A 23,694-nucleotide genomic window follows, 5' to 3' on the forward strand; every position below is an offset into this window, starting at 1 on the left:
TGAGGCGGTGAGCACCCTTCGCCCCGCGCTGCTGACCGACCACTACGAGCTGACCATGGTCAGCGCCGCACTGCGGGACGGCACGGCCGACCGTCGGTGCGTCTTCGAGGTGTTCAGCCGGCGGCTGCCGGCCGGCCGCCGCTACGGCGTGGTCGCCGGGACGGGCCGGCTGATCGACCTGATCCGTGACTTCCGGTTCGACCCCGACGAGGTCGACTTCCTGCGCCGCACCGGCGTGGTGGACGACCGGGCCGCCCAATGGCTGGCCGACTACCGCTTCACGGGCGACGTCGACGGGTACGCCGAGGGCGAGCTGTTCTTCCCCGGCTCCCCGATCCTCACCGTCTCCGGCACCTTCGCCGAGTGCGTGGTGCTGGAGACGCTGGCGCTGTCGGTGCTCAACCACGACTGCGCGGTGGCCGCTGCGGCGGCCCGGATGGTCACCGCCGCCCGCGGCCGGGCGCTGATCGAGATGGGCTCCCGCCGGGCCCACGAGGAGGCCGCGGTGGCCGCCGCCCGGGCCGCGTACCTGGCCGGGTTCCGGTTCACCTCCAACCTGGCCGCCGGCCAGCGCTACGGCATCCCCACGGCCGGCACCGCCGCGCACGCGTTCACCCTGCTGCACGACGACGAGCGGACCGCGTTCGCCTCGCAGGTCGCCACGCTGGGCAAGGACACCACGCTGCTGGTCGACACCTACGACATCAGCCAGGGCATCCGCAACGCCATCGCGGTGGCCGGGCCGGACCTGCGCGCGGTGCGCATCGACTCGGGCGACCTCGCCGTGATCGCCCAGCAGTCGCGCGAACTGCTCGACTCGCTCGGCGCCACCGAGACGAAGATCATCGTCTCGGGCGACCTCGACGAGTACGCCATCGCCTCGCTCGCCGCCGAGCCCGTCGACATGTACGGCGCGGGCACCGCCGTGGTGACCGGCTCGGGCGCCCCCACCGCCGGCCTGGTCTACAAGCTGGTCGAGGTGGAGGGGCGCCCGGTGGTCAAGCGCTCCGAGCACAAGGCCACCATCGGCGGCCGGAAGGTGGCCGTCCGCCGGCACAAGCCGACCGGCACCGCCACCGAGGAGGTCATCGTGCCGCAGGGCGTGCCGGACCGGCAGCCCAACGACCGGTTGCTCCAGCGCTCGTTCGTCGTCGAGGGCGAGCCGGTGGCGCTGCCCACGCTCGACGAGTCCCGGGAGCACCTGCGGGAGTGCCTGATCTCCATCCCGTGGGAGGGGCTCAAGCTCTCCGGCGGCGACCCGGCCGTCCCGGTGACCGTCGTACCCGCGAGCTGAGAGGACCGACATGGCCAACGCCTTGATCATCGTGGACGTGCAGAACGACTTCTGCGAGGGCGGCTCCCTGGCCGTGACCGGCGGGGCAGGGGTCGCCGCCGGCATCACCCGGCTGCTCGCCGCCGAGCCCGAGCGCTGGGACCACGTGGTCGCGACGAAGGACTTCCACATCGACCCCGGCGCGCACTTCGGTGACCCGCCGGACTACGTCGACTCCTGGCCCCGGCACTGCGTGGTGGGCACCACCGGCTCCGAGTTCCACCCCGACCTGGCGACCGACCGGGTGGAGGCGATCTTCCACAAGGGCGAGCACGCGGCCGCGTACTCGGGTTTCGAGGGGCACGCCGGCGACGGCGAGTGCCTGGCCGACTGGCTGCGCCGGCACGACGTCGACCGGGTCGACGTGGTCGGCATCGCGACCGACCACTGCGTGCGGGCCACCGCGCTGGACGCCGCCCGGGAGGGCTTCGCGACCACCGTGCTGCTGGACCTGACCGCCGCCGTCGCGCCCGACACGCTGGACGTGGCGCTGCGGGCCTTCGACGGCGCCGGGGTCACCATGGTCGGCGAGCCTGTGATCAGGGCCGCTTGAGCGGGTAATCGGTTGCGGGTGTCGTACCCCCGGCCCAGGATTGCGGCCGGAGGTACGGACCGTCGTGAACTTGAAACCTTACCGGGAGGCGCTCGCCCTGCCCGGTCTCCGGTCGTTGCTGCTGATCTCGGTGCTGGCGCGCATCCCGCTCACCGCGACCGGCGTGACGCTCACCTTCCACGTCGTGCTCGACCTCGGTCGCGGCTACGGCGCGGCCGGGCTGGTCGGCGCCGCCTCCACCGTCGGGGCCGCGCTCGGCTCCCCGCTGCTCGGCCGGCTGGTCGACCGGCGCGGCCTGCGGCCGGTGCTGCTGCTCACCACCGTCGCCGAGGGCGTCTTCTGGGCCAGCGCGCCGACCCTGTCGTACGCCGTGCTGCTGCCCACCGCGTTCCTGGCCGGGCTGTTCGCGCTGCCGGTCTTCTCGGTGGTCCGCCAGTCGGTCGCCGCGCTGGTACCCGCCGAGCGGCGCCGGCCCGCGTACGCGCTCGACTCGATGTCGGTGGAGCTCTCGTTCATGGTCGGTCCCGCGCTGGCCGTGGCCATGGCCGCCGCCGTGTCGCCCCGGCTCACCATGTGGGCGGTCGGCGCCGGGATCGTCGCCTCCGGCATCTGCTTCTGGTTGCTCGACCCGCCCACCCGCGCCGCCGACGAGCCGGCCGGCCCGGCCCGCAGGGTGCCCCGCCGGGAATGGGTCACCCCCCGGCTGCTCGCCGTGCTGGCGGTCAGCCTGGCCGCCACCCTGGTGCTCGGCGGCACCGACGTCGCGGTGGTCGCCGTGCTGCGCGAGGGCGGCGAGGTCGGCTGGACCGGCGCCGTCCTGGCCATGTGGGCGGTCGCCTCGCTGGTGGGTGGCTTCGCGTACGGGGCGGTCACCCGCTCGCTCTCCCCGCTGGCCCTGGTGGCGGCGCTGAGCCTGACCACCATCCCGGTCGGGCTGGGCGGGTCGCACTGGTGGCTGCTCTGCCTGGCGCTCGTCCCGGCTGGGGCGCTCTGCGCGCCCTCCATCGCCTCCACCTCGGACGCGGTGAGCCGGCTCGCGCCGGCCGGTGTCCGCGGCGAGGCCATGGGCCTGCACGGCTCGGCCGTCACCGTCGGCATCGCGCTCGGCGCGCCGCTGGCCGGCGCGGTGATCGACGCCTCGGCGCCGGCCTGGGGGTTCGCGGTCACCGGCGCGATCGGCGTGCTGGTCGCCCTGGCGGTCCTCCCGATCGAGCTCCGCCACCGCCGCGAACCGACCCCCACTCCGCAACCCGAACTCGCCCCCGCCACCCCCTGACCCGCACCAGCGGATCGCGTCGCCCGGAGCGGACGCCAGCTCACCGAGGCGGGGGTATCAGGCCGGCCCGGACACGCCCACCTCGCCGAGCTTGCGCAGCGCCACGCGTCACGCGCCACGCGGCGCGCGGCGCGCCACGCGGCGCCACGCGCCACGCGGCGCCGAGCGGGCCGCGGGGAAGGACCTGGGGCGGAAACGCGGCGGGCGCCGCACCCCCGCTGGGGGTACGGCGCCCGTACACGTTCGCCTGGGTCAGCTCTTGTCGAGCCGGCCCTCGGTGTCCTCCCGGTAGCTCGCGCCACCGTCGGACTCGCTGGTCAGCGGCTTCGCGCCGCCCTCCGGCGGACCGGCCAGGGAGTGGCCGGCGGCCAGCTCGGGGAACTTGTGGTCGAAGGCCGGCCGCTCGGAGCGGATCCGCGGCATCCTGTCGAAGTTCCGCAGCGGCGGCGGCGAGCTGGTGGCCCACTCGAGCGAGTTGCCGTGGCCCCACGGGTCGTCGACCTCGACCACCGGACCGGTCTTGTACGACTTCCAGCAGTTCCAGATGAACGGCAGGGTCGAGATGCCGGTGATGAACGCGCCGATGGTGGAGAGCGTGTTCAGGAAGGTGAAGCCGTCACCGGGCAGGTAGTCGGCGTACCGGCGGGGCATGCCCTCGGCGCCGAGCCAGTGCTGCACCAGGAAGGTGGTGTGGAAGCCGATCATGGTCAGCCAGAAGTGAATCTTGCCGAGCCGCTCGTCGAGCATCCGGCCGAACATCTTCGGGAACCAGAAGTAGATGCCGCCGAACACGGCGAACACGATGGTGCCGAAGAGCACGTAGTGGAAGTGCGCCACCACGAAGTACGAGTCGTGCAGGTGGAAGTCGAGCGGCGGGCTGGCCAGCAGCACACCGGTGAGGCCACCGAAGAGGAAGGTCACCAGGAAGCCGATGGCGAACAGCATCGGCGTCTCGAAGGTGATCTGGCCCCGCCACATGGTGCCGATCCAGTTGAAGAACTTCATGCCGGTCGGCACGGCGATCAGGTAGCTGAGGAAGCTGAAGAACGGCAGCAGCACCTGGCCGGTCGCGAACATGTGGTGCGCCCACACGCTCATCGACAGGGCGGCGATGGCGATGGTCGCGGCGACCAGGCCCTTGTAACCGAAGATCGGCTTCCGGGAGAACACCGGGATGATCTCGGTGATGATGCCGAAGAACGGCAGCGCGATGATGTAGACCTCGGGGTGCCCGAAGAACCAGAACAGGTGCTGCCAGAGCATCGGACCGCCGGTGGCGGGGTCGTACACGTGGGCGCCGATCAGGCGGTCCGCGGCGAGCGCGAAGAGCGCGGCGGCCAGCAGCGGGAAGACCAGGATCGCCAGCAGGCTGGTGACCAGCATGTTCCAGGTGAAGATCGGCATCCGGAACATGGTCATGCCGGGGGCGCGCAGGGTCAGGATCGTGGTGATCAGGTTGACCGCGCCGAGGATGGTGCCCAGACCGGAGATGGCCAGGCCGACCACCCACATGTTCGCGCCGACGCCCGGCGCGTGCTCGGCGGTGCTCAGCGGCGTGTAGGCCGTCCAGCCGAAGTCGGCCGCGCCGCCCGGGGCGATGAAGCCCGCGGTGGCCATGGTGCCGCCGAACAGGTACAGCCAGTAGGCGAAGGCGTTCAGGCGGGGGAACGACACGTCGGGCGCGCCGATCTGCAGCGGCACCACGTAGTTCGCGAAGGCGAACACGATCGGCGTCGCGAAGAACAGCAGCATGATCGTGCCGTGCATGGTGAAGAGCTGGTTGTACTGCTCGGGCGACAGGAACTGCAGCCCCGGTCGCGCCAGCTCGGCGCGCATGATCAGGGCCATGAGGCCACCGATCATGAAGAACGCGAACGCGGTGACCATGTACATGATCCCGATCTGCTTCGCGTCCGTGGTGCGCAGCAGCCGCGCGAGGGCCGACCCCTTGACCGGCTCGCGGACCGGCCAGGGCCGGGTCACGACCGGCTTGGGTGCGACGGTGGTCACGAGTGGCCTCCGGTTCTGGGTTGTCCCGCTCGGCGCGCTGTTCATCTGCGCGGCCGTCATCCGCAAGGAGGATAGTCCCCGGTAGTGGGCCCCGCCGCGTGGGGTGGGCGGCTACGATCTTCGGCCCGTCAGAGCGGGCCGGTGAGGAGCCGGTAGTGCTCCTGGAAGATCCGCCCGCCACGTCCGCGCAGCAACGGGTCGCGCAGCGCCGGCGGCACGTCGCGGGTGCGGTTGCGGTCCCGGGTCCGGTCGCGCACCCAGCGGGTACGCGGGCGGCGGCGACTCTCGTACGCGATGAGGGCGGCGTCGACGCTGCCGGCCGCCTTCAGCGACTCGGCGAGCACCACGGCGTCCTCCAGTGCCATGGCGGCGCCCTGGGAGAGCGTCGGCGCGGTGGCGTGAGCCGCGTCACCGACGAGCAGCACCCGGCCGTGGAACCAGCGCCCCAGCTCGACCTCCGTGGTGAGCTCGGCGTCCACCGCCTCCAGGGCGGCGAGCACCTCGGGCACCGGGCCGCCGTAGGCGTCGAACAGCTCGTGCATCCGGGCGAGCGGGTCGGCCGGCAGGCTGGTTCCGGCCTCGTCGGCGTAGCAGTGCAGCCGGCCGGCGCCGAGCGGCACCACCAGGAAGCCGGCGCGCTGGCCCAGCAGGGCGGTCCAGTCGGCGATCCGGGGGCCGCCGCGCACCACGCTGCGGTAGACCACCTGGCCGGCGGGGCGGGGCGGGCCGCCGAGCGCGGCCAGGGTGCGCACCGCCGAGCGCGGCCCGTCGGCGCCGATGACCAGGTCGTACTCGCCGCTGGTGCCGTCGGTGAAGCCCACCGTGACGCCGCCGGGCAGCGGTTCGACGGTGCTGACCTCGGCGCCGTGCCGGACGGCGCCGCCGGCGCCGGTGAGCAGCACCCGGTGCAGCTCGGCGCGGGGCAGGGCGCGGCACTCCCCCACCCCGGCCCAGAGCGCGTCGAGGTCGACCTCGCAGAGCGGCGCGCCGGTGGCGTCCAGGAAGCGCTGGCGGTGGATGACCTCGCCCAGGGGGCGTACGGGGCCGTCCAGGTCGAGCCGGCGCAGCGCGCGGGCCGCGTTGCCCGGGAGGTAGAGGCCGATGTCGGCGCGCTCGGTCGGGGGCAGCTTCTCGGTCACGTCGGGGCGGAATCCCGCGAGGCGCAGCGCACGGGCCACGGCGAGACCGGCGATGCCCGCGCCGACGACGAGGATGCGCAGGGGGGAACCACCCATCGTGGGGTACGCCTCCGGAGGGGTTCGGAACGCGTTGGAGGCAAGACATTACTCGCCGCAACCAAGCGGCGGAAGTGCCCGTCGGCCCTGGCGTGGACGCCCGGTCAGCGACCGGGAGCCCTCCCACCGGCGGGAATCCCGCCCCGACCGGAGGACCCGGTCGCCGGCCGCGCGGCAGGCAGCCACGGCACGTTCACACAGCGTGGCCGGTGCGATCGATCCGGTCGGAACGGTTGCGCCGGAGTTTCAGACATGTAAATGTGTTGGCCTAAGCGTGGGAGCGCTCCCGGCACCGCCCACCGACACGAATCGGAGCATCATGAAGCGTCCACTGAGGGCCCTCGCCGCGGCCGGCCTGCTGGCCGCCGGCTCGATCGCCGTCGCGCTCGGCGGCACCGCCTCCGCCGACACCCAGATCTGCGAGCAGTACGGGTCCACCACCATCGGCGGAAAGTACGTCGTGCAGAACAACCGCTGGGGCACCAGCGCGCAGCAGTGCATCAACGTGACCTCCACCGGCTTCTCCATCACCCGCCAGGACGGCGTGGGATCGACCAGCGGCGCGCCGGTCTCGTACCCGTCGGTCTTCGTGGGTTGCCACTACACGAACTGCTCGCCCGGCACCAACCTGCCCGTGCAGGTGAAGAGCATCAGCAGCGCGCCGGCCAGCATCAGCTACAACTACGTCAGCGGCGCGATCTACGACGCCGCGTACGACATCTGGCTCGACCCGTCGCCCAAGCGGGACGGGGTGAACCAGATGGAGATCATGATCTGGCTCAACCGGCAGGGCCCGATCCAGCCCATCGGCTCCGTGGTCGGCAACGCCAGCATCGCCGGCCGGACCTGGGAGGTCTGGCGGGGCAGCAACGGCTCGAACAACGTCATCTCGTACGTCGCGCCGTCGCCCGTCGCGAGCATGAGCTTCGACGCCATGGCGTTCATCAACGACACCCGCAGCCGGGGCGCGATCACCGCCGACTGGTACCTGACCAGCATCCAGGCCGGCTTCGAGCCGTGGCAGGGCGGCGTCGGCCTGGCGGTCAACTCGTTCTCCCAGAGCGTCAACACCGGCGGCACCACGCCGACCACCCCGCCCGCCACCACGCCGCCGCCGAGCACCCCGCCGCCGGGCAACGCGGCCTGCTCGGTGAAGTACGCCACCAACGTCTGGAACAACGGCTTCACCGCCGACGTGACGATCACCAACACCGGCTCCAGCGCCGTCAACGGCTGGACCCTGAACTACAACCTGCCCTCGGGGCAGAACATCACCGGCTCGTGGAACGCCACCGTGACGCAGAGCGGGTCCGCCGTGACCGCGCGGAACCTGAGCTACAACGGCACGCTGGCACCGGGAGCCTCGACCAGCTTCGGCTACCAGGCGACGCTGAGCGGCGGATTCTCCACGCCCAGCAGCTTCACCCTCAACGGCGCCACCTGCACCAGGGTGTGACACCACCTGATCCCGGGGCGCGGTCCGCACGGGCCGCGCCCCGCCTCAGTGGCCGAGGGCGTCGATGTCGCGCATCTCCTCGGCGGTGAGCGAGAAGCGGAACACGTCGGCGTTGGCCCGGATCCGCTCCGGGGTGACGGACTTCGGGATGACCACGATCTCGTGGTCGATGTGCCAGCGCAGCACCACCTGGGCCGGCGAGACGTCGTGCGCCTGGGCGATCCGGACCAGTACCGGATCGGAGAGGTCACTGGTCTTGAACGGGCTGTAGCCCTCCAGCACCACCCCGCGGTCCCGGTGTGCGGCGTGCACCTGCCGGTCGTACAGGGACGGGCTCCAGCGGATCTGGTTGACCGCCGGGGTCTCCTCGGTCGCCTGGATGAGCTCGTCGATCTGGCTGATGCTGTAGTTGCTCACCCCGACGGTCCGGGCCAGGTTCTCGTCCCGGGCGGCGAGCATCTCCCGCCAGACGGGGATGCTGTCGGCGGGCGAGGACGGCGGCCAGTGGATCAGCCACAGGTCGACGTGGTCGATGTCCAGCGCGGCCAGGCTCGCCTCGATGGTCTCCCGTTCCCGGCCCACCCGGTCGGGCGGCAGCTTCGTGGTGATGAAGAGGTCCTCGCGGCGCAGCCCGCTCTCCGTGATCGCCCGGCCGACCTCCTTCTCGTTGCCGTACATCGTGGCCGTGTCGATGTGCCGGTAACCGGCGTCGAGGGCGGCGAGCACGGCGTCGTACCCGGCGTTGCCGGTGGCCTGCCAGGTGCCGAAGCCGAGCAGCGGCATCCGGACGTCGCCGGTCAGCGGGACGGTGGGCTGGTCGAGGTCCATACCGACGCTTCTACCCGTGATCGCCGCCGCCATGCCGGCGACCCGCCGAGCGGCGGCCGAACGGTGCAGAAGAGGCAGGAACCGGGCGAGCGGGCCGGACCTGCCGGAGAATGCGGGGGTGGCTGACCGGCTGGAGGAGTACCGGCGGAAACGGGACGCGGCGCGTACCCCGGAGCCGGTGCCGGCGCAGCCCCCGGAGCGGAAGCGGGCCGCGCGGCGCAAGCCCCGGTTCGTCATCCAGCAGCACCACGCCCGGAGCCTGCACTGGGACCTGCGGCTGGAGCACGACGGCGTGCTGGCCTCCTGGGCGGTGCCGCGCGGGCTGCCCCGTGACCCGGGCCGCAACCACCTGGCCGTGCACACCGAGGACCACCCGATGGAGTACCTCACCTTCCACGGCGAGATCCCGGCCGGCGAGTACGGCGGCGGGCGGATGACCGTCCACGACACCGGCACCTACCGCCTGGAGAAGTGGCGCGACGACGAGGTGATCGTGGTCCTGGACGGCCGGCGGACGAGGGGGCGCTACGTCCTCTTCGCCACCGGTGGCCGGGGCCGGGACTGGATGGTCCGCCGCACCGACCCGGCGCCGGAGGGCTGGACGCCGATGCCCGAGCTGGTCCGGCCCATGCACACCACCCCCGGCAAGGGGCTGCCGAAGGACGAGGGCGCCTGGGGGTACGAGCTGCGCTGGGACGGGGTGCGGGCGATGGCGTACGTCTCCGGCGGCCGCCTGCGGCTGCTCGACGCCGCGGACGAGGACGTCGGCGGGGCGTACCCGTGGCTGCGGGCGATGGCCGAGGAACTGGCCCCGGTCGAGGCGGTGCTCGACGGCGTGCTGGTGCGGATCGACCCGGGCGGGCGGGTGAAGCCGCCGACGAAGCGCGACGGCCAGTTCCTCGCCGTCGACCTGCTCTGGCTGGAGGGCGTGACCAGCCTCGACGTGCCGTACGCGCAGCGCCGGGAACTGCTCGACGGTCTGGCGCTGACCGGCCCGCACTGGCAGACTCCGCCGTGGTTCCCGGGGGTCGGCGCGGACGCCCTGCGGACCGCCCGCGAACAGGGGCTCCCGGGGGTGGTGGCCAAGCGCCTCGACTCCCCCTACGAGCCGGGTCGGCGCAGCCGGCACTGGCTGAGCCTCGACCCGAGCTGAGGAGCCTTGTGCACCTGACGCACCTGGAGTGCCCGCGCTGCGGCGAACGGCATCCGGCCGACGAGTTGCGGAACCTGTGCGGGTGCGGTTCCCCGCTGCTGGCCCGCTACGACCTGGCGGCGGTGGCCGCGGCGGTCACCCCCGAGCAGTTCGGGCTCCGCCCGGCCGACCTGTGGCGCTACCGGGAGCTGCTGCCGGTGGCCGATCCCCGCTTCGTCACCACGCTGGGCGAGGGCTGGACGCCGCTGCTGCGCGCGCCGGCGTACGGGCAGGAGATCGGGATCCCGGACCTGATCGTGAAGGACGAGGGGTTGACCCCGACCGGGTCGTTCAAGGCCCGGGGTGCGGCGGTCGGGGTGAGCCGGGCCCGCGAGCTGGGCGTCGAGCGGATCGCCATGCCGACCAACGGCAACGCCGGGTCGGCCTGGGCGACGTACGCGGCCCGGGCGGGGATGGGCGCGACGATCGCCATGCCGCTCGACGCGCCGACCATCTGCCGGCGGGAGTGCGTCGCCGCCGGGGCGGACCTGCGGCTGGTGGACGGCCTGATCAGCGACGCCGGACGGTGGGTGGCCAAGCTGGTCGCCGAGTCGGGCGGGCGGATCTTCGACGCCGGCACGCTGCGCGAGCCGTACCGCCTCGAAGGCAAGAAGACCATGGGGTACGAGATCGTCGAGCAGCTCGGCTGGCAGGTGCCCGACGTGATCATCTATCCGACCGGGGGCGGGGTCGGGCTCATCGGCATCCACAAGGCGCTGCACGAGCTGCGCGAGCTGGGCTGGGTGGAGGACCGGCTGCCCCGCCTGGTCGCCGTGCAGTCCACCGGCTGCGCGCCGATCGTCCGGGCGTTCGCGGCCGGCGAGCCGCGGGCCACCCCGTGGGAGGACGCGCACACGGTGGCCTTCGGCATCACCGTGCCCGCCCCGCTCGGCGACGAGCTGATCCTGACCGCGCTACGCGAGAGCAGCGGCACCGCGATCGCCGTGGACGACGCGGAGATCCTCGCCGACCTGCGCGACTTCGCCGCCCGGGAAGGGCTGCTGCTCTGCCCCGAGGGGGCGGCCTGCCTGACCGCCGCCCGCCAGCTGCGGGCCGGCGGCTGGATCCGCCCCGGCGAGCGGGTGGTGGTGTTGAACACCGGCGCGGGCATCAAGTACCCGGAGACGGTGGACGTCTCGGGCCTGCCGACGGTCTGACGCGGGCCCCCGGCGACCAGGGGCCCGCGCCGGACCGCCCTACCGGTAGGTGATGTCCGAGGCGGAGTAGAGGCAGTTCACCCCGTCGGCGCCCTCGCCGATCTCCTTCGGTTCGCTGCCCTTCGGCACGCCCTGGTACTTGACGCAGATCCGGGTGGACCGGTTCGGGTCGTTGAGGATGGTGATCCGGCTGAACCGGGCCGTGTCACCCCAGTTGGTGTTGATGCCGGCCAGCACCTTGGTGCCGGTGGCGGTGACGTTGTCCATCACCACGTGGCGCTGGTAGGAGGTGGAGCAGTTGCCGCAGGCCCGGTAGAGCTTGCCGGAGCTCTCCACCCGGAAGTTGCGGATCTGGACGGTGCCTCCGCCGTTGTGCTGGAACACCTTGTCGCTGGCCGACCGGGCACCGCCGCCGTCGACCGTGTACGTGGTGCCGCCGCGGAAGGTGGCGGCGTCCTCGCCGACGTCCTCCCACCAGACGTTGAGCAGCGTGCAGTTGCCCTCGCAGTGCACGCCGTCGCCGGCCGGCGCACCGATGATCACATTGCGCAGGGTGGCCCCCGCGGCCAGTTCGAACATCGGGTCCTGGCTCTCCGACTGCCCGCCGTCGCCGATGCCGTAGTAGCGCCTCATGCCGCCGTCGAAGGTGCCGGAGACTCCGATGGTGGCGTCCACCTTGATGCTGGCGGTGGGCGTCGGCCACGAGGCCGGCGGCGGTGTGGTGCCGGTGGGGGTCGGGGTGGGCGAGCCGGGCGGGGTGCTGGTCGGCGGCGTGGTCGGGGTGCTGACCGACGAGTCCACGGCCACGTCGTCGAAGCTGCCGGCGGCGTACGCGGTGACCAGGCCGATCCGGCCGGCGCCCACGAGGCTGTTGCTCCCGCCACCGACCTGCGTGCCGTTGACGTAGCCGCGGATGGTGCTGCCGCTGGCCTCGATCTTCAGCGTGTACCAGGTGCCGGTGGCCGCGCCGACCGCCGCCGAGCCGAGCGAGGTGATCTGGCTGCCGTTCACCGCCTGGAGTTCGGCCCGGCCGGAGCCGAGCAGGGCCAGCCGGTACATCTTGGTGCTGCTGCTGGCCCGGGCCGCGATCCCGACCAGCGCGGCGGAGGAGCCGAACCCGGTCGGCCGCACCCGGGCCTGCACCTGGTAGTCGGTCCAGGCGGTCTGGCCGGCGAACTGGCGGGCCAGCTCGCTGGACGTGCTCGACTGGGTGAGCGCGCCGTCGGCGACCGCCCAGGTCCCGCCGGACTTGGACCAGCCGGCGGCGTCGCCGTCGGAGAAGGTGTCGGAGAAGACGGTGGCGGCGAAGGCCGACGTCATCGTCCCGGCGGCGAGTGCCGCCACGGTGACTCCGGCGCCCGCCGCGAGCAGCAGCGGGCGTCGGAGTCTGGCACGTGAGGTCTGCACGGTGGTCCTCCTTGAGGCACGTGGTGGTGAACCGCCACGGCTGGAGGGCCGACGCCTGGCCACGGTCGCGACGGTCGGTGCGCCCCGCCGGAGGCCCGGTCTCCGGTAGCGGGGTGGCGAGGGAGCGGAGCCCAGGAAAGGGCTTTCCCGCGCCACCAGGCTAGACCCGTGCAGAGATCGACGTCAATGCTTGGAACGTGCAGGAATGTTGCAGGTCAGGAGGTGGGCGGCTCGTCCTCACCGGCCTCCTCCGCCGCGTCCGCCTCCTCCTTGGTCCGGTGCACCGCCCCGTCGGCGTGCTCCGGCGGGCCGTACACCGTGTACAGCACGAGCGGGTTGGGGCCCGTGTTGACGAAGTTGTGCTTCGTGCCGGCCGGTACGACCACCAGGTCGCCCGCCACGACCTCCTTCTTCTCCCCGGCCACCCGCGCCTCGCCCGTGCCGCTCACGAAGGTCAGGATCTGGTCGATGTCCTCGTGGACCTCCTCGCCGATCTCCCCGCCCGGCGGGATCGTCATGATCACCAGCTGGGTGTGCTGCCCGGTCCACAACACGCGGCGGAAGTCGGGGCTCTTCTCGGCGACGGTCGCGATCGTGAAATGCTCCATGGCCCGCTCATACCCGGTCCCCGCGCCGCTCACGCCGGGACTCGCAAATGGTGGAATTCCCCACCCGAGCGGGGTTTGGATCCCCTCTGGACGGGCATCTGCGCTCACAAGACCGGTGCACGTCGGGCCGGTCGAGCCAGGTCCCCGCTTTCGTACCGCCGTACGGCTGCGGTGGTGGGAGACGGCCAGAGCGCGGCGACGTTACGACCCAGGTCGGACGGCGCCGTGCGCTCGTCTGTGCGCCCGTGCCGGGTCAGGCGAGCACGGCCAGGTGGAACGGGCGGTCGGTGTGGCCGCTCGCGGCGTACGTCTCGACGAAGACCGCGTTGGGGATGCCGGTTCGCGGCGCCACCGTGATCGCCCCCTGCGGGGCCAGCCCGCCGGCCGCGGGGCCCACGGTGCCGATGTAGGCGGCGCCCGCGACATCCTGGTCGAAGCCGACCTGGTACATCCCGGTGGCCAGCCGGGTGGCCGACGTGGCGCCGAGCCCGCGGACCAGGGTGCCGTTCGCGTTGACCACGGCAAACAGCACGCGGGCGGTGACCGGCAGGCCGGCCGGCGTGCAGGAGTTGATTTCGCTGTCGGCGCGGGCGACCTCCGCCACGTCGGGGGCGGGCTGGCCGGCCGAGCCCCGCCTTGATCTGGAGCTGGACATGGGGGTCCTTCCTGCCGCCGGTGCGGGCGGCGGCATGCTCCCGAAGCTATTCCGGCCCACCGTCCATCAACCAGCGACAGCACTGTCCGATCAAGGACAGTCGACGCCTCTGAGCTGGGAAAACATCAGTCGTCCGGGCTGGCGACCGGCTCGGAGCCACGGCAGCGCACGCGCAGCTCGTGTTCCCCCTCGGAGCCGACGAACCGGACCTCGACATGGTCGTCCGGGCCCCGGTCGACCTCCTTCACCCGGTAGCCCTGCGCCGGGGACCAGGACACCAGGCGCACCCCGTCCGGCCCGCACTCGGCGAGGGCGGTCCCTCCGGCGGTGCGGAAGGTGTGCTCGGTTCCGCTCGCGGCCGGCGGGCGGCTCGCCGCGGCGGCCGCCGGCGTCGCGCCCGGCGTGGGATCCGCGCCCGGCGTCGTGGTCGCCGGCGCGGGCGAGGCGAGCGCGCGGGCCACCTCCCGCTGGTCGCGTACGCCTCCGGGGGTGCCGGTGATGCCCGTGCCGACGAGCTGGACCGCGGCCAGCCCGACGAGGGTGGCGGCGGCGGTGGTGGCCAGCCACCCGGCGGCGGCGAGGATCGGACGACGGCCCATGCCCCGAGTCTCCCCGACCCAGGGTTGGGCCAGGCTCCGGGGAACGCTAAGGCTGGGTTAACGAGGGCGGGGCCGGGCGGCGGGAGGGGCTAGCCTGCCATCCGTGGCCCGGCTGCTGCTCATCGAGGACGACCTGACCATCCGCGCCCCGCTGCTCCGGGCTCTCCGGGAGCGCGGGCACGCGGTCGCCGCGGCCTCGACCGCGCTGGACGGGCTGCGCGACGCGCTGGACGACCGGCCCGACCTCGTCGTGCTCGACCTGGGACTGCCCGACCTGGACGGCGGCGAGCTGCTGCGGATGCTGCGCGCGGTCAGCTCGGTGCCGGTCATCGTGGCGACGGCCCGCGACGACGAGGCCGAGATCGTCCGGATGCTCGACGCGGGCGCCGACGACTACCTGGTGAAGCCCTTCACGGCGGCCCAGCTCGACGCCCGGGCGCGGGCGGTGCTGCGCCGCTCGACCGCCGACCCGGCGACGGACCCGGTGCTCGTGGTCGGTGGGCTGCGGATCGACCCGCGGGCCCGCCAGGTCACGCTGGACGGGGCGACGGTCGAGCTGACGCCCCGCGAGTTCGACCTGCTGCACCACCTCGCCGGCCGGCCCGGCCAGGTGGTCACCAAACGCGAGCTGCTCACCGAGGTCTGGCGGATCCCGTACGGCGGGGCCGACAAGACCGTCGACGTGCACCTGTCCTGGCTGCGCCGCAAGCTCGGCGAGAGCGCCCAGGAACCCCGCTACCTGCACACCGTCCGGGGCGTCGGGGTGCGGCTGGACGTACCGGGGAGCAGCCGGTGAGGGGCCGGCTGGCGCTGCTGGTCGCCGCCGTCGGGGTGCTCGTCATGGTCGCGTTCCTGGTGCCGCTGGCCGTGCTGGTGCGCACCGTCGCCGCGGACCGGGCGACGGTCCGGGCCGCGGCCGACGCGCAGAGCCTGGTGGCGGTGGTCGGCACGGCCGACCCGGACACTGTCCGGCTGACCGTCGACCACCTCGCCGCCGACTCGGGCCGCGAGGTGAGCGTGTTCCTGCCGGACGGCACCGTGCTCGGTGCGCGGATGGCGCGTACCCCGGCGGTCGACCTCGCCGCGCGGGGGCAGAGCCTGACCGTCGAGTCCGCCGCCGGCCGGGAGGTGGTCATCGCGGTCCAGGGCCGACCGGACGGGACCGCGGTGATCCGCACCGTCGTGCCCCGCGCGGAGCTGACCGCCGGGGTGACCCGGGCCTGGCTCGTGCTCGCGCTGCTCGGCCTGCTCCTGGTGCTGGTGGGGCTGGCCGTCGCCGACCGGCTGGCCCGCACCCTGGTCCGGCCGATCGCCGACCTCGGCGCGGTCTCCCACCGGCTCGCCAACGCCGAGCTGGACGCCCGGGTCGACCCGGCCGGCCCGGCCGAGCTGCGCGAGGTCGCGGGCGCGCTGAACCACCTGGCCGAGCGCATCCAGGTGCTGCTGCGCGAGGAGCGCGAGCAGGTGGCCGACCTCTCACACCGGCTGCGGACCCCGCTGACCGTGCTGCGGCTGGAGGCCGAGTCGCTGCGCGACCCGGACGACGCGGCCCGGCTGACCACCGCCGTGGACGGCCTGGAACGGGCGGTGACCGGCGTGATCCGGCAGGCCCGCTGGCGCAGCACGGCGGCCGAGGGCGGCGGTTGCGACGCCGCCGCGGTGGTCGCCGAGCGGGTCGCGTTCTGGTCGGTGCTCGCCGAGGACACCGGGCGGAGCGTGACGCTCGACCTGGCGCCCGGGCCGCTGCCGGTACGGGTGGCCGGCGACGAGCTGGCCGCCGCCGTGGACGCGCTGCTGGGCAACGTGTTCGCGCACACGCCGGACGGCACGCCGTTCACCGTCCGGCTCGGCCAGGACGCCGGGCAGGTGGCGCTGACCGTGGCGGACGCCGGCCCGGGCCTGCCGGCCGGATCGGCCCGGCGGGGCGCCAGCCGGGCCGGGTCGACCGGCCTGGGCCTGGACATCGCCGACCGGGCCGCCCGGACCAGCAGCGGCCGGCTGGAGCTGGGCGGCGGACCCGACGGCGGGGCGGTGGTGACCCTCCGGCTCGGGCCGGCGCGGCTTAACCGGGCCTTAGACCTCGGGTAGCGCGCCGCTAGCCGTCCCGGACCGATCCTCGGGACACAACGAGGAGAGGTGGAGACGATGCGACGAACTTCCCTGGTCCTGGCAGCGGTCGGCGGGGCCGCGGTGCTGGCCGTCACCGGCGCGGCGATCGGCGTGACCACTGCCGGCGGGTCGAGTCCGGCCACCGCGCCGGCCGCCGTGACCGCCGACGTCACCGACCCCGCCGGTGGCAGCGCCGACGACAACCCGGGAACCGCCGACGACAACCCCGGCACCGCCGACGACGACCCGGGAGCGGACGATTCCGCGACCGCCGGCGCGGCCCCGACGCGTGGCGCCCCGACCACGGCCCCGCGTGGTGCGGTGGACCGGCAGGAGGCGGGCAAGGTCGCGCTGGCCCTGCTGGGCGGGGGCCGGATCGTCGAGATCGAGGCGGAGACTGAGCACGCGAGTCCGGTGTGGAGTGTGAAGGTCGCCCGCGCCGGGATCACCTATGAGATCAAGGTCCACCGCGGCGACGGCACGGTGGTCGAGGTCGAGCGGCGGACGGCCGGCGGAAGCCGGACGCACGACCGGAACGACGACCACGGCGGGGACCGGTCCGGCGACGACGACTGAGCGCCGGTCCGCGGGTTCGGGGGGCGAGCTTCCGCCGGACCCGCGGCGCCGCCCGTCACCAGGACGGATGGATTGTCGACGAGGTCCGGAAAGACTGTGGCGGAACGCGATCGGGTCGCTACATTGAAGTATGGTGCCCGCCCACGGCGGTCGGGCGGCGGAACCGGTCTACCGCCCTGTGCTGGCCGGTCGCCGGGGTGAGCTGGAGGCGCTGGCCCACCTCGACGACACCACCGCTCCGCTGCTCGCCCCGGTCATCGACGTCCACGCGGTGGATCCGTGCACTGTGGACACGTTCGGCCGGCTGCCGGCCGGGCTCCTTCCGGCCGTCGACGTGTCGGTGCTGCCCGAGTCGGCGGGCGGCGAGCTGGTCCGCTGGGGCGTACCGCTGGTGCCGGTGATCGGGCTCGCGGACGGCGACCGCCGGTTGGTGGCGCACGGCGCGGCCGCCCGGGAGTACGCGCGGCGGGCCGTGGTCCGGCTGCGGACCGGGCAGGACCGGGCCGGCCCGGACGCGACCACCGCCGCACTGGAACGGGTGTGGCGGCTGGCCCGGCTGGTGCCGGAGCAGTGCGACCTGCTCGTCGACGCGGGGGACGTGTGCTGTCCGGCCGACGTCCGGTTGGCCGAGCCCCGGATCGTGCGGCTCGTGGAGTGGGCCCGCCGGCACGCCTGGCGCTCGGTGACGGTGGCGGCGGGCGGGATGCCGCCGACGCTGGCCCGGCTCCCGACGGACGAGCCGGTACGCCTGGACCGCTTCGACTGGCAGCTCTGGCAGCGCCTGGCCGACCTCGGTGTCGGGTACGGCGACTACGGCGTGGGCTGCGCGGTGCCCGGGGCGGACGGGCCGGGCGACCGGCTGCCGACGCTGCGCTACACCGCGGCCGGGGCGTGGTGGGTCTACCGGTGGTCGCGCCGGGGCGGCCGGGGTGACGACCGCTTCGCCGACCTGTGCCGCACGCTCGTCGCGGCCCCGCACTGGCCGGCCGCAGGCGCGAGCTTCTCCTGGGGCGACCACGAGATCGTGCGCCGGGCGCGGCGCGGCGCGGGTGCCGGCTCGCCGGCGAACTGGATCGCCTGGAGCACCTCGCACCACCTGGCGCACGTGCTGGCCACGCTGGTCCCGCCCGAGCGGGAGCAGCGCGGCGGGCCGTGGCGGGCCGACCACGACGTCCCCGAGCGGGGGCGCGCCGGCCGGCCGCAGCGCGGTGGTGAGACCCGCCGCGCCGGTTGAGTCACTCCTTGTCGGTGAAGCCGAACTGCACGACGCCCTCGTCGTCGACGGTGGCGTCCACGGAGGTGCCGTCGAGCAGTTCGGCGGCGTCGGCGTCGAGGAAGATACGGGCTCCCTGATCGTCGATCACCTGGTCGCCCTGAGCCGGCTGCTCGACCAGCTCGATGGAGAGCGAGCCGGCGTCGGTGTCGGCGGCGATGCGCAGGCCGCCCTCCTCGGCGACGTCCTGCTGGTTGGCGAGGTCGCGGATCACCAGAACGGCGTTGTCGGTCATGGTCAGCATGGCGGAACTCCTCGTGTCTGCTTCGGGAATCGCGGGCGGGTCGATGCGGCCACGCGGCCGGTCGGGACCCCGGGAAGGCGAATCAGGCTTCGCCGTGCAAACCAGGGCAGGTCGAGTGCCCCTCACGGCCTACGGTGCCCCCTGCCCGGGCATCCGTCAAATAGAGCCGGGTCAGTCGACACCGGGCGGGCGAAGCGGCGGCCGGGAATGTTTCTTCCGCCGCCAGGCGGGTATTCCACGAGCTTTCGTCAATAAGTTTCGCTGTGGAGTCTTCTCTGGAGGAAAGCTCCATGGCAGCATCGGAACATGCATCGTCGTCTCTTCCCCCGGGCGCTCGCGGTGCTGGCGCTGGTCGCCACCGCGGCCACCGCCGGCGCTCCCACCGCCACGGCCGAAGCGCCCACCCCCGCGCAGACCCGGCTGCACGCGACCATCGACGCGATCCTCGCCGACTCCCGGCTGGCCGGGGCACAGGCGGGCGTGGTCGTCGTCGATACCACCACCGGGGAGACCCTCTACGACCGCAATGGGGAACGGCGACTGATACCCGCCTCGAACACCAAGCTGCTCACCTCGACGGCCGCCATGGAACTGCTCGGGCCCGGGCACCGCTTCACCACCGACGTGACCGGCGACGGCGTACGCCGGGCCGGGCTGCTCTCCGGCAACCTCTACCTGCGCGGCGGGGGCGACCCCACGATGCTGGCCGAGGACTACGACCGGCTGGCCGCCGACGTGGCCGCCGCGGGCGTACGGGTGGTGACGGGCAACCTGGTCGCCGACGACACCCGCTACGACCGGACCCGGCTCGGCCCGGACTGGACCTGGGACGACGAGTCCTACTACTACGCGGCGCAGGTCTCCGCGCTGACCGTCGCCCCGGACACCGACTACGACGCCGGCACGGTGATCGTGCACGCCGCACCGGGCGGGCAAGCCGGCGCGCGGCCGAAGGTCACCATGACGCCGGCCAACGGCTGGCTGCGCATCGACAACCGGGCCCAGACGGTCGCCACCGGCGAGACGACGATCTCCTTCGAGCGCGAGCACGGTGGGAACACCATCGTGGTCACCGGCCAGATCGCGGTCGGCCAGGCCGAGGAGAGCGACTGGATGACGGTCTGGGAGCCCACCGGGTACGCCGCCGACGTCTTCCGGTCGGCGCTGCGCCGGCACGGTGTGCGGGTCCTCGGCCGGACCGTGCTCGGCCAGGCCACCCCGGACGACGCCAAGCCGGTCGCCCGCCACGACTCGATGCCGCTGGCCGACCTGATGGTGCCGTTCCTCAAGCTCTCCAACAACGGCCACGCCGAGGTGCTCACCAAGGAGCTGGGCCGGGTGCTCTCCGGCTCCGGCACCTGGTCCGCCGGGCTGTCGGCGATCGGCGAGTACGTCGGTGACTCCGGAATGGACACCGGCACCCTGCGCCAGCGCGACGGCTCCGGGCTGTCCCGGCGCAACATGATCCCACCCGCCCAGTTCGTCGCGCTGCTCTCGGCGGTCCGCGCCGAACCCTGGTTCGACACCTGGTACGCGGCCCTGCCGGTGGCCGGCAACCCGGAGCGGTTCGTCGGCGGCACGCTGCGCAGCCGGATGACCGGCACCGCGGCCGCCAACAACGTGCACGCCAAGACCGGCAGCCTGACCGGGGCGTCCAGCCTCTCCGGCTACGCCACCGACGCCGACGGGCACGTGCTGGCCTTCTCCGTGGTGCTCAACAACTACCTGACCTCGTCGGTCAAGGGGCTGGAGGACCAGATCGCGATCGCCCTGGCCTCGTACAGCGGAAAGGCGACGACCACGGCCCGGCTGTCGGTGCCGGCGGCGCCGCAGTCGCCGCGGGTGCCCGAGGGCCTGGAGTGCTCCTGGGTGAAGCCGGCGGTCTGCTGAGCCCGCTCAGGCGCCGGGCCGGGGCGGACCCGGCTCGGCGGCGGGGTCGCCGCGCTCGATGAGCGCGTCGATCTCGGCCGGCGGCAGGCCCCGCAGCGCCAGCACCCGCCGGCCCCAGCGGTGCAGCCGGCACGGGTGCGGGCTGGCGTCGTTGCGGCAGATCGTCCCCCCGGACCAGCGTCGCGGCGCGTGCACCACCACGGCCCGCACCGCGAACTGGGCGTCCTCACCGGTCACGTACGGCGGCAGCGGGATCTCCCGCAGCACGTCGCCGTCGGACGGCGGGAGGGAACGGACGACGCGGACACTGCTGCTCATCGGTCGAGCCTCCACAGCGGATGGTCGGACGGGAACATCGGCACCGTATGACGTCCCGCGCCGGCCGCGACGGACAAACTGTCTCAGCGCAGCGCGACCGCCTGGAGGCTGACGTTGCCGCAGTCGCCCAGGGACTCCTCCACGGTCCAGTTCATCAGCAGCTTCGCGCCGGCCGGCGCGCGGAACCGGATGGTGAAGTCGGCGGTCCGCACGGTGTGCGGATCCTCCAGGCGGACCGTGCTGGTCGGCCCGCCGCCGGAGATCCGCAGGTCGAGGCGGGCACGAGCCATCCACAGCCCGGCGTAGAGGTGCACGGTGCGGGGCTGGCCGTCGGCGGCCACGGCCAGGGTGAAGCCGCTGCCCCGGTCGCAGGTGTACACCCCGGACATGGTGCCGTCGGCCGATCGGGCCGGGGCGCCGTCGCGCCACGCGTACGCCTCGGGGTTGTTGCTGTAGCTCTGCCGCTGGCCCCGGCCGCCCTCGTCGCGGATGTCGCCGGAGCCGTGCCGCTTGCGCACCGGCGTCCGGGCGCCGAGGTGCCCCCACTGGACCCAGTCGACCGTGCCCACCGCACTCAGGTCGACCCGCGCCGACACGTCGGACCGGCTCACGGTCAGCGTCGACGGGACCGCGGGTGTGGACGGCGACGGGCTGGGTGAGGGTGGGCGCTGGCGGGGGTGCAGCCCGGGCGTCACGGCACCGGCCTGCGCGCCGCCCGGGGGCGGCAGCACGGGGCGGCCGGTCGGCGCGGCGGGCAGCACGGCGCTCTCCTCGCGGGGCGTGTCGTGCCGCTCGCTGCCGAGATAGGCCACCAGCGCGGCCAGGCAGGCGAGCGCGGCCAGCGCCTCCAGCAGCCAGCGCCGCCGTTGCCGGGACCGCGCGAGCCGGCGGAGCGCCGACCGCGTCTGCCCGTGCGGGTACGGCGTCCGGTCACCGACCGGACCGTTGTCTCGCTGCCCCACCGAACCTCCGCTCACCGCCGCGCTCCGGCCGCCGGTTCACGTTTCCACCATGGGCGTCGGTGCGCCATATGTCGACGGGGGCAGTTTCCACTTCGTTGCCGACCGGTGGCGGCGGCGGCTCAGCTCACTGTGACCGCCTCCAGCGTCACCCCGTCGTTCTCCGCCCCCACCACCGTCAGCGCCCGCCAGGTGACCAGCAGCCGCTGGCCGCGCGGCGCGCGGAAGTGGACGACGTACTGGAAGAAGCGGTCCCCGGCGGCGAGGGCGACCTCACGGACGGCCGGGTCGCCGCCGCCGGAGAGCCGCACCTCGAGCCGGGCGCCGGCCGAGAACGCGCCGACGAAGAGCCGCACGGTCCGCAGGTCACCGCTGCCGGCCACGCTCAGCGCGAAGCTCTTCCCCGCGCCACGCTGGAAGACGCCGGACCGGGTCCCGTCCTGCCGGGCCGTCGGCGTGCCGTCCGTCCAGGTGAGAGCGGAGACGCCGGCGTTGTGCTCCAGGCGGTCGCCGGCGAGGTCGCCGATCTCACCGGTGCCCCGCTGCTTGCGCTGGACGCTCGCCGCGCCGGCGCCACCCCAGTGCAGCCAGTCCCGGGTGCCGAGCGCGGTCAGCGGCACCGACGGCGGCACCGGCTCCTGGTCCAGGTTCAGCAGCGGCCCGCCGGGAAGGGCCGGGCTCCCGGTCACCGGCACCACGGTGGGCGGCGCGGCGGTCGGCACCGGGGCCGCAGCCGTGGGCACGGCCGCCGGTAGCGCCGGGGCGCCGTCCGGCTCCGCGCCCCGACCGGCGTACGCCAGCACCAGCACCAACGCGGTCAGCGCCGCCCCCGCGAGGATCATCCGCCGCCGGCGACGCCGGGCGCGGGCCACGCCGACCCGGGTGGGCCGGTCGGGCGCGGCGCCGACGGCGGTGCGGACCCTCGCCGCGGCCGGAGCGATCAGCCCGGCGAGCCGGGCCGCGACGCCCTCCGGAGCGGAGTGCCGCACGGGCGCGACGGGCCTGGGCGCCGCGAGTGGCGCGTCCGGACCGGCGCGGGCCGGCACGTCCGGGGCCGCGGGCTCGGCGGGCGGGGCGTCCGGGACCGGCGGCGCGGCGGACCCGGCCGGCGGGGCGACGGGGTCGCCGGGGAACCGGCGGGGCCCGGGCGGCGGCTCCGGGGCGCGGGCCGGCTCGGCCGGTACGGCGGGCAGCCACCCCCCGACCCGGATACCGGTCTGCGTGAGTTCGTCCTCAGCCACCGACCCTCCCTCGGCCACCGGCGCCGGCGGCCGTCCCGTGGCCCGCCGCAGGGAGGATGACACACACCTCGATCTTCGAGAAGCCGTCGACCGGAGGCATCTTCCCGACAACGCCGGTCAGCGGATCTCGAAGCCCAGCGCCTGCGCCAGCACGACGGCCTGCTCCGCGTCGACGACCGCGCCCGCCCGCTCGACCGCCGTCGGGTCGAGCGACGTCAGGTCGCTGCCACGCAGGTCGGCCCGGATCAGCTTGGCGGCGTGCAACTGGGCGCCGGAGAGGTCGAGACCGGTGAGCACCGCGCCGGTCAGGTCGGCGCCGGTCAGGTCGGCCTCGCGCAGGCGCGCGTCGGTGATGCGTACGCCGCGCAGATCGGCGCCGGGCAGGGCGACGAAGGACCAGTCGCCGCCCTCGACGCGCAGCGGGCGCAGGTCGCACTGCTCGAAGCTGCTGCCGACCAGCTTGCAGCCGGTGAACTCGGCCTCGAAGAGGTTGCACCGCTTGAAGGTGCAGCGGGTGAAGGCCGAGTCGGTGTGCCGGGAGGCGTTGAGGGCCACGTTGCCGAAGACGCACTCGGTGAAGGTCGCGCCCTGGCTGACCGCCTCGGTGAGGTCGACGTGGAAGAACTCGCACCGGACGAAGTGCCGATCGACCAGCTCCTCGGCGTACCAGTCCTCGTGGCGGTAGGTGACGTCCTCGACGGCTTCCGGCATGCGGCCCAGATTAGTGTGACCGGCCGACACTTCCCGCCTGCCGTACCGGCCGGTAGGTTCGGCG

23 protein-coding genes are annotated in these 23,694 nt (G+C 74.0%); 11 read left to right on the forward strand and 12 right to left on the reverse strand.

Annotated elements, in window-relative coordinates; genetic code table 11:
- Positions 1–7: 7 nt before the first annotated feature.
- Genes ABZ452_RS01820 through ABZ452_RS01830 form a run of 3 tightly spaced genes read left to right on the forward strand, consistent with a single transcriptional unit; the run spans position 8 to position 3,162 of the window.
- The gene (locus ABZ452_RS01820) at positions 8–1,294 is read left to right on the forward strand and encodes a nicotinate phosphoribosyltransferase (RefSeq protein ID WP_357937787.1); all 1,287 of its coding nucleotides are present in this window, start codon (positions 8–10) and stop codon (positions 1,292–1,294) included.
- Between the two features lie 10 nt (positions 1,295–1,304).
- Positions 1,305–1,886: an isochorismatase family protein gene (locus ABZ452_RS01825; RefSeq protein ID WP_357937789.1), complete on the forward strand. Its 582-nt coding sequence runs from the start codon at positions 1,305–1,307 to the stop codon at positions 1,884–1,886.
- A 40-nt stretch (positions 1,887–1,926) separates the two neighbouring features.
- Positions 1,927–3,162 (forward strand): MFS transporter, encoded by a 1,236-nt coding sequence (locus tag ABZ452_RS01830; protein WP_357937791.1) that lies wholly within the window; start codon positions 1,927–1,929, stop codon positions 3,160–3,162.
- A gap of 252 nt (positions 3,163–3,414) precedes the next feature.
- On the opposite strand, the gene ctaD is transcribed toward ABZ452_RS01830, so the two are convergent.
- Both ctaD and ABZ452_RS01840 read right to left on the reverse strand, forming a co-directional pair.
- Positions 3,415–5,172, reverse strand: a complete 1,758-nt coding sequence (gene ctaD / locus ABZ452_RS01835; RefSeq protein ID WP_357937793.1) for a cytochrome c oxidase subunit I — start codon at positions 5,170–5,172, stop codon at positions 3,415–3,417.
- A 128-nt stretch (positions 5,173–5,300) separates the two neighbouring features.
- Entirely contained in the window at positions 5,301–6,407 is a 1,107-nt protein-coding gene (locus tag ABZ452_RS01840) for an FAD-dependent monooxygenase (RefSeq protein ID WP_357937795.1), read from the reverse strand.
- Positions 6,408–6,726: 319 nt separating this feature from the next.
- Here ABZ452_RS01840 and ABZ452_RS01845 point away from each other — a divergent pair, with 319 nt between their 5' ends.
- A complete protein-coding gene (locus ABZ452_RS01845) occupies positions 6,727–7,863 on the forward strand; it encodes a cellulose binding domain-containing protein (RefSeq protein ID WP_357937797.1) in 1,137 nt (378 codons plus the stop codon).
- Between the two features lie 45 nt (positions 7,864–7,908).
- On the opposite strand, the gene ABZ452_RS01850 is transcribed toward ABZ452_RS01845, so the two are convergent.
- Positions 7,909–8,691, reverse strand: a complete 783-nt coding sequence (locus tag ABZ452_RS01850) for an aldo/keto reductase (RefSeq protein ID WP_357937799.1) — start codon at positions 8,689–8,691, stop codon at positions 7,909–7,911.
- Positions 8,692–8,809: 118 nt separating this feature from the next.
- Between ABZ452_RS01850 and ABZ452_RS01855 the strand changes: the two genes are divergently transcribed.
- Entirely contained in the window at positions 8,810–9,844 is a 1,035-nt protein-coding gene (locus tag ABZ452_RS01855; RefSeq protein ID WP_357937801.1) for a DNA polymerase ligase N-terminal domain-containing protein, read from the forward strand.
- Positions 9,845–9,852: 8 nt separating this feature from the next.
- Entirely contained in the window at positions 9,853–11,040 is a 1,188-nt protein-coding gene (locus tag ABZ452_RS01860) for a threonine synthase (RefSeq protein ID WP_357937804.1), read from the forward strand.
- A 39-nt stretch (positions 11,041–11,079) separates the two neighbouring features.
- Here ABZ452_RS01860 and ABZ452_RS01865 read toward each other — a convergent pair whose 3' ends face one another.
- The 4 genes from ABZ452_RS01865 to ABZ452_RS01880 all read right to left on the reverse strand — a co-directional run bounded on the left by ABZ452_RS01865 (position 11,080) and on the right by ABZ452_RS01880 (position 14,309).
- Positions 11,080–12,447 carry a pectate lyase gene (locus tag ABZ452_RS01865; RefSeq protein WP_357937807.1) on the reverse strand — a complete coding sequence of 456 codons (1,368 nt, stop codon included), beginning with the start codon at positions 12,445–12,447 and terminating at the stop codon, positions 11,080–11,082.
- Positions 12,448–12,662: 215 nt separating this feature from the next.
- The gene (locus ABZ452_RS01870) at positions 12,663–13,055 is read right to left on the reverse strand and encodes a cupin domain-containing protein (RefSeq protein ID WP_154230262.1); all 393 of its coding nucleotides are present in this window, start codon (positions 13,053–13,055) and stop codon (positions 12,663–12,665) included.
- A 253-nt stretch (positions 13,056–13,308) separates the two neighbouring features.
- Positions 13,309–13,710, reverse strand: coding sequence for a hypothetical protein (locus ABZ452_RS01875; RefSeq protein ID WP_357937810.1), 402 nt, complete (start codon positions 13,708–13,710; stop codon positions 13,309–13,311).
- A gap of 125 nt (positions 13,711–13,835) precedes the next feature.
- Positions 13,836–14,309: a septum formation initiator gene (locus tag ABZ452_RS01880; RefSeq protein WP_357937812.1), complete on the reverse strand. Its 474-nt coding sequence runs from the start codon at positions 14,307–14,309 to the stop codon at positions 13,836–13,838.
- 103 nt (positions 14,310–14,412) lie between these two features.
- On the opposite strand from ABZ452_RS01880, the gene ABZ452_RS01885 reads away from it, so the two are divergent.
- From ABZ452_RS01885 to ABZ452_RS01900, 4 genes are all read left to right on the forward strand, one after another.
- The gene (locus ABZ452_RS01885) at positions 14,413–15,105 is read left to right on the forward strand and encodes a response regulator transcription factor (protein WP_357937815.1); all 693 of its coding nucleotides are present in this window, start codon (positions 14,413–14,415) and stop codon (positions 15,103–15,105) included.
- Positions 15,102–16,397 carry a HAMP domain-containing sensor histidine kinase gene (locus tag ABZ452_RS01890; RefSeq protein ID WP_357937818.1) on the forward strand — a complete coding sequence of 432 codons (1,296 nt, stop codon included), beginning with the start codon at positions 15,102–15,104 and terminating at the stop codon, positions 16,395–16,397. The genes ABZ452_RS01885 and ABZ452_RS01890 overlap by 4 nt, the downstream gene beginning before the upstream one ends.
- Positions 16,398–16,454: 57 nt before the next feature.
- Entirely contained in the window at positions 16,455–16,994 is a 540-nt protein-coding gene (locus tag ABZ452_RS01895) for a PepSY domain-containing protein (protein WP_357937821.1), read from the forward strand.
- Positions 16,995–17,124: 130 nt separating this feature from the next.
- On the forward strand, positions 17,125–18,228 hold the full coding sequence (locus ABZ452_RS01900; RefSeq protein ID WP_357937824.1) for a hypothetical protein: 1,104 nt from the start codon (positions 17,125–17,127) through the stop codon (positions 18,226–18,228).
- Position 18,229: 1 nt separating this feature from the next.
- Here ABZ452_RS01900 and ABZ452_RS01905 read toward each other — a convergent pair whose 3' ends face one another.
- Positions 18,230–18,511, reverse strand: coding sequence for an iron-sulfur cluster biosynthesis family protein (locus ABZ452_RS01905; protein WP_357937827.1), 282 nt, complete (start codon positions 18,509–18,511; stop codon positions 18,230–18,232).
- A 306-nt stretch (positions 18,512–18,817) separates the two neighbouring features.
- On the opposite strand from ABZ452_RS01905, the gene dacB reads away from it, so the two are divergent.
- Positions 18,818–20,401 carry a D-alanyl-D-alanine carboxypeptidase/D-alanyl-D-alanine-endopeptidase gene (gene dacB, locus ABZ452_RS01910; RefSeq protein ID WP_357937830.1) on the forward strand — a complete coding sequence of 528 codons (1,584 nt, stop codon included), beginning with the start codon at positions 18,818–18,820 and terminating at the stop codon, positions 20,399–20,401.
- 6 nt (positions 20,402–20,407) lie between these two features.
- On the opposite strand, the gene ABZ452_RS01915 is transcribed toward dacB, so the two are convergent.
- The 4 genes from ABZ452_RS01915 to ABZ452_RS01930 form a co-directional block, all read right to left on the reverse strand.
- Positions 20,408–20,719 carry a hypothetical protein gene (locus tag ABZ452_RS01915; protein WP_357937833.1) on the reverse strand — a complete coding sequence of 104 codons (312 nt, stop codon included), beginning with the start codon at positions 20,717–20,719 and terminating at the stop codon, positions 20,408–20,410.
- Between the two features lie 83 nt (positions 20,720–20,802).
- Entirely contained in the window at positions 20,803–21,681 is an 879-nt protein-coding gene (locus tag ABZ452_RS01920) for a hypothetical protein (protein ID WP_357937836.1), read from the reverse strand.
- A gap of 119 nt (positions 21,682–21,800) precedes the next feature.
- Positions 21,801–22,919 (reverse strand): hypothetical protein, encoded by a 1,119-nt coding sequence (locus tag ABZ452_RS01925; RefSeq protein WP_357937839.1) that lies wholly within the window; start codon positions 22,917–22,919, stop codon positions 21,801–21,803.
- 117 nt (positions 22,920–23,036) lie between these two features.
- Positions 23,037–23,630, reverse strand: a complete 594-nt coding sequence (locus tag ABZ452_RS01930) for a pentapeptide repeat-containing protein (RefSeq protein ID WP_357937842.1) — start codon at positions 23,628–23,630, stop codon at positions 23,037–23,039.
- Positions 23,631–23,694: the final 64 nt, after the last annotated feature.

The sequence above is a fragment of the Micromonospora sp. NPDC005707 genome (assembly GCF_040631005.1).
GTDB lineage: Bacteria > Actinomycetota > Actinomycetes > Mycobacteriales > Micromonosporaceae > Micromonospora.

Coding starts and splice junctions, on each gene's coding strand:
- ABZ452_RS01895 (WP_357937821.1), top strand. CDS start 16,455: ATGCGACGAACTTCCCTGGTCCTGGCAGCGGTCGGCGGGGCCGCGGTG.
- ABZ452_RS01825 (WP_357937789.1), top strand. CDS start 1,305: ATGGCCAACGCCTTGATCATCGTGGACGTGCAGAACGACTTCTGCGAG.
- ABZ452_RS01845 (WP_357937797.1), top strand. CDS start 6,727: ATGAAGCGTCCACTGAGGGCCCTCGCCGCGGCCGGCCTGCTGGCCGCC.
- dacB (WP_357937830.1), top strand. CDS start 18,818: ATGCATCGTCGTCTCTTCCCCCGGGCGCTCGCGGTGCTGGCGCTGGTC.
- ABZ452_RS01850 (WP_357937799.1), bottom strand. CDS start 8,691: ATGGACCTCGACCAGCCCACCGTCCCGCTGACCGGCGACGTCCGGATG.
- ABZ452_RS01915 (WP_357937833.1), bottom strand. CDS start 20,719: ATGAGCAGCAGTGTCCGCGTCGTCCGTTCCCTCCCGCCGTCCGACGGC.
- ABZ452_RS01880 (WP_357937812.1), bottom strand. CDS start 14,309: ATGGGCCGTCGTCCGATCCTCGCCGCCGCCGGGTGGCTGGCCACCACC.
- ABZ452_RS01875 (WP_357937810.1), bottom strand. CDS start 13,710: ATGTCCAGCTCCAGATCAAGGCGGGGCTCGGCCGGCCAGCCCGCCCCC.
- ABZ452_RS01930 (WP_357937842.1), bottom strand. CDS start 23,630: ATGCCGGAAGCCGTCGAGGACGTCACCTACCGCCACGAGGACTGGTAC.
- ABZ452_RS01840 (WP_357937795.1), bottom strand. CDS start 6,407: ATGGGTGGTTCCCCCCTGCGCATCCTCGTCGTCGGCGCGGGCATCGCC.
- ABZ452_RS01870 (WP_154230262.1), bottom strand. CDS start 13,055: ATGGAGCATTTCACGATCGCGACCGTCGCCGAGAAGAGCCCCGACTTC.
- ABZ452_RS01900 (WP_357937824.1), top strand. CDS start 17,125: ATGGTGCCCGCCCACGGCGGTCGGGCGGCGGAACCGGTCTACCGCCCT.
- ABZ452_RS01905 (WP_357937827.1), bottom strand. CDS start 18,511: ATGCTGACCATGACCGACAACGCCGTTCTGGTGATCCGCGACCTCGCC.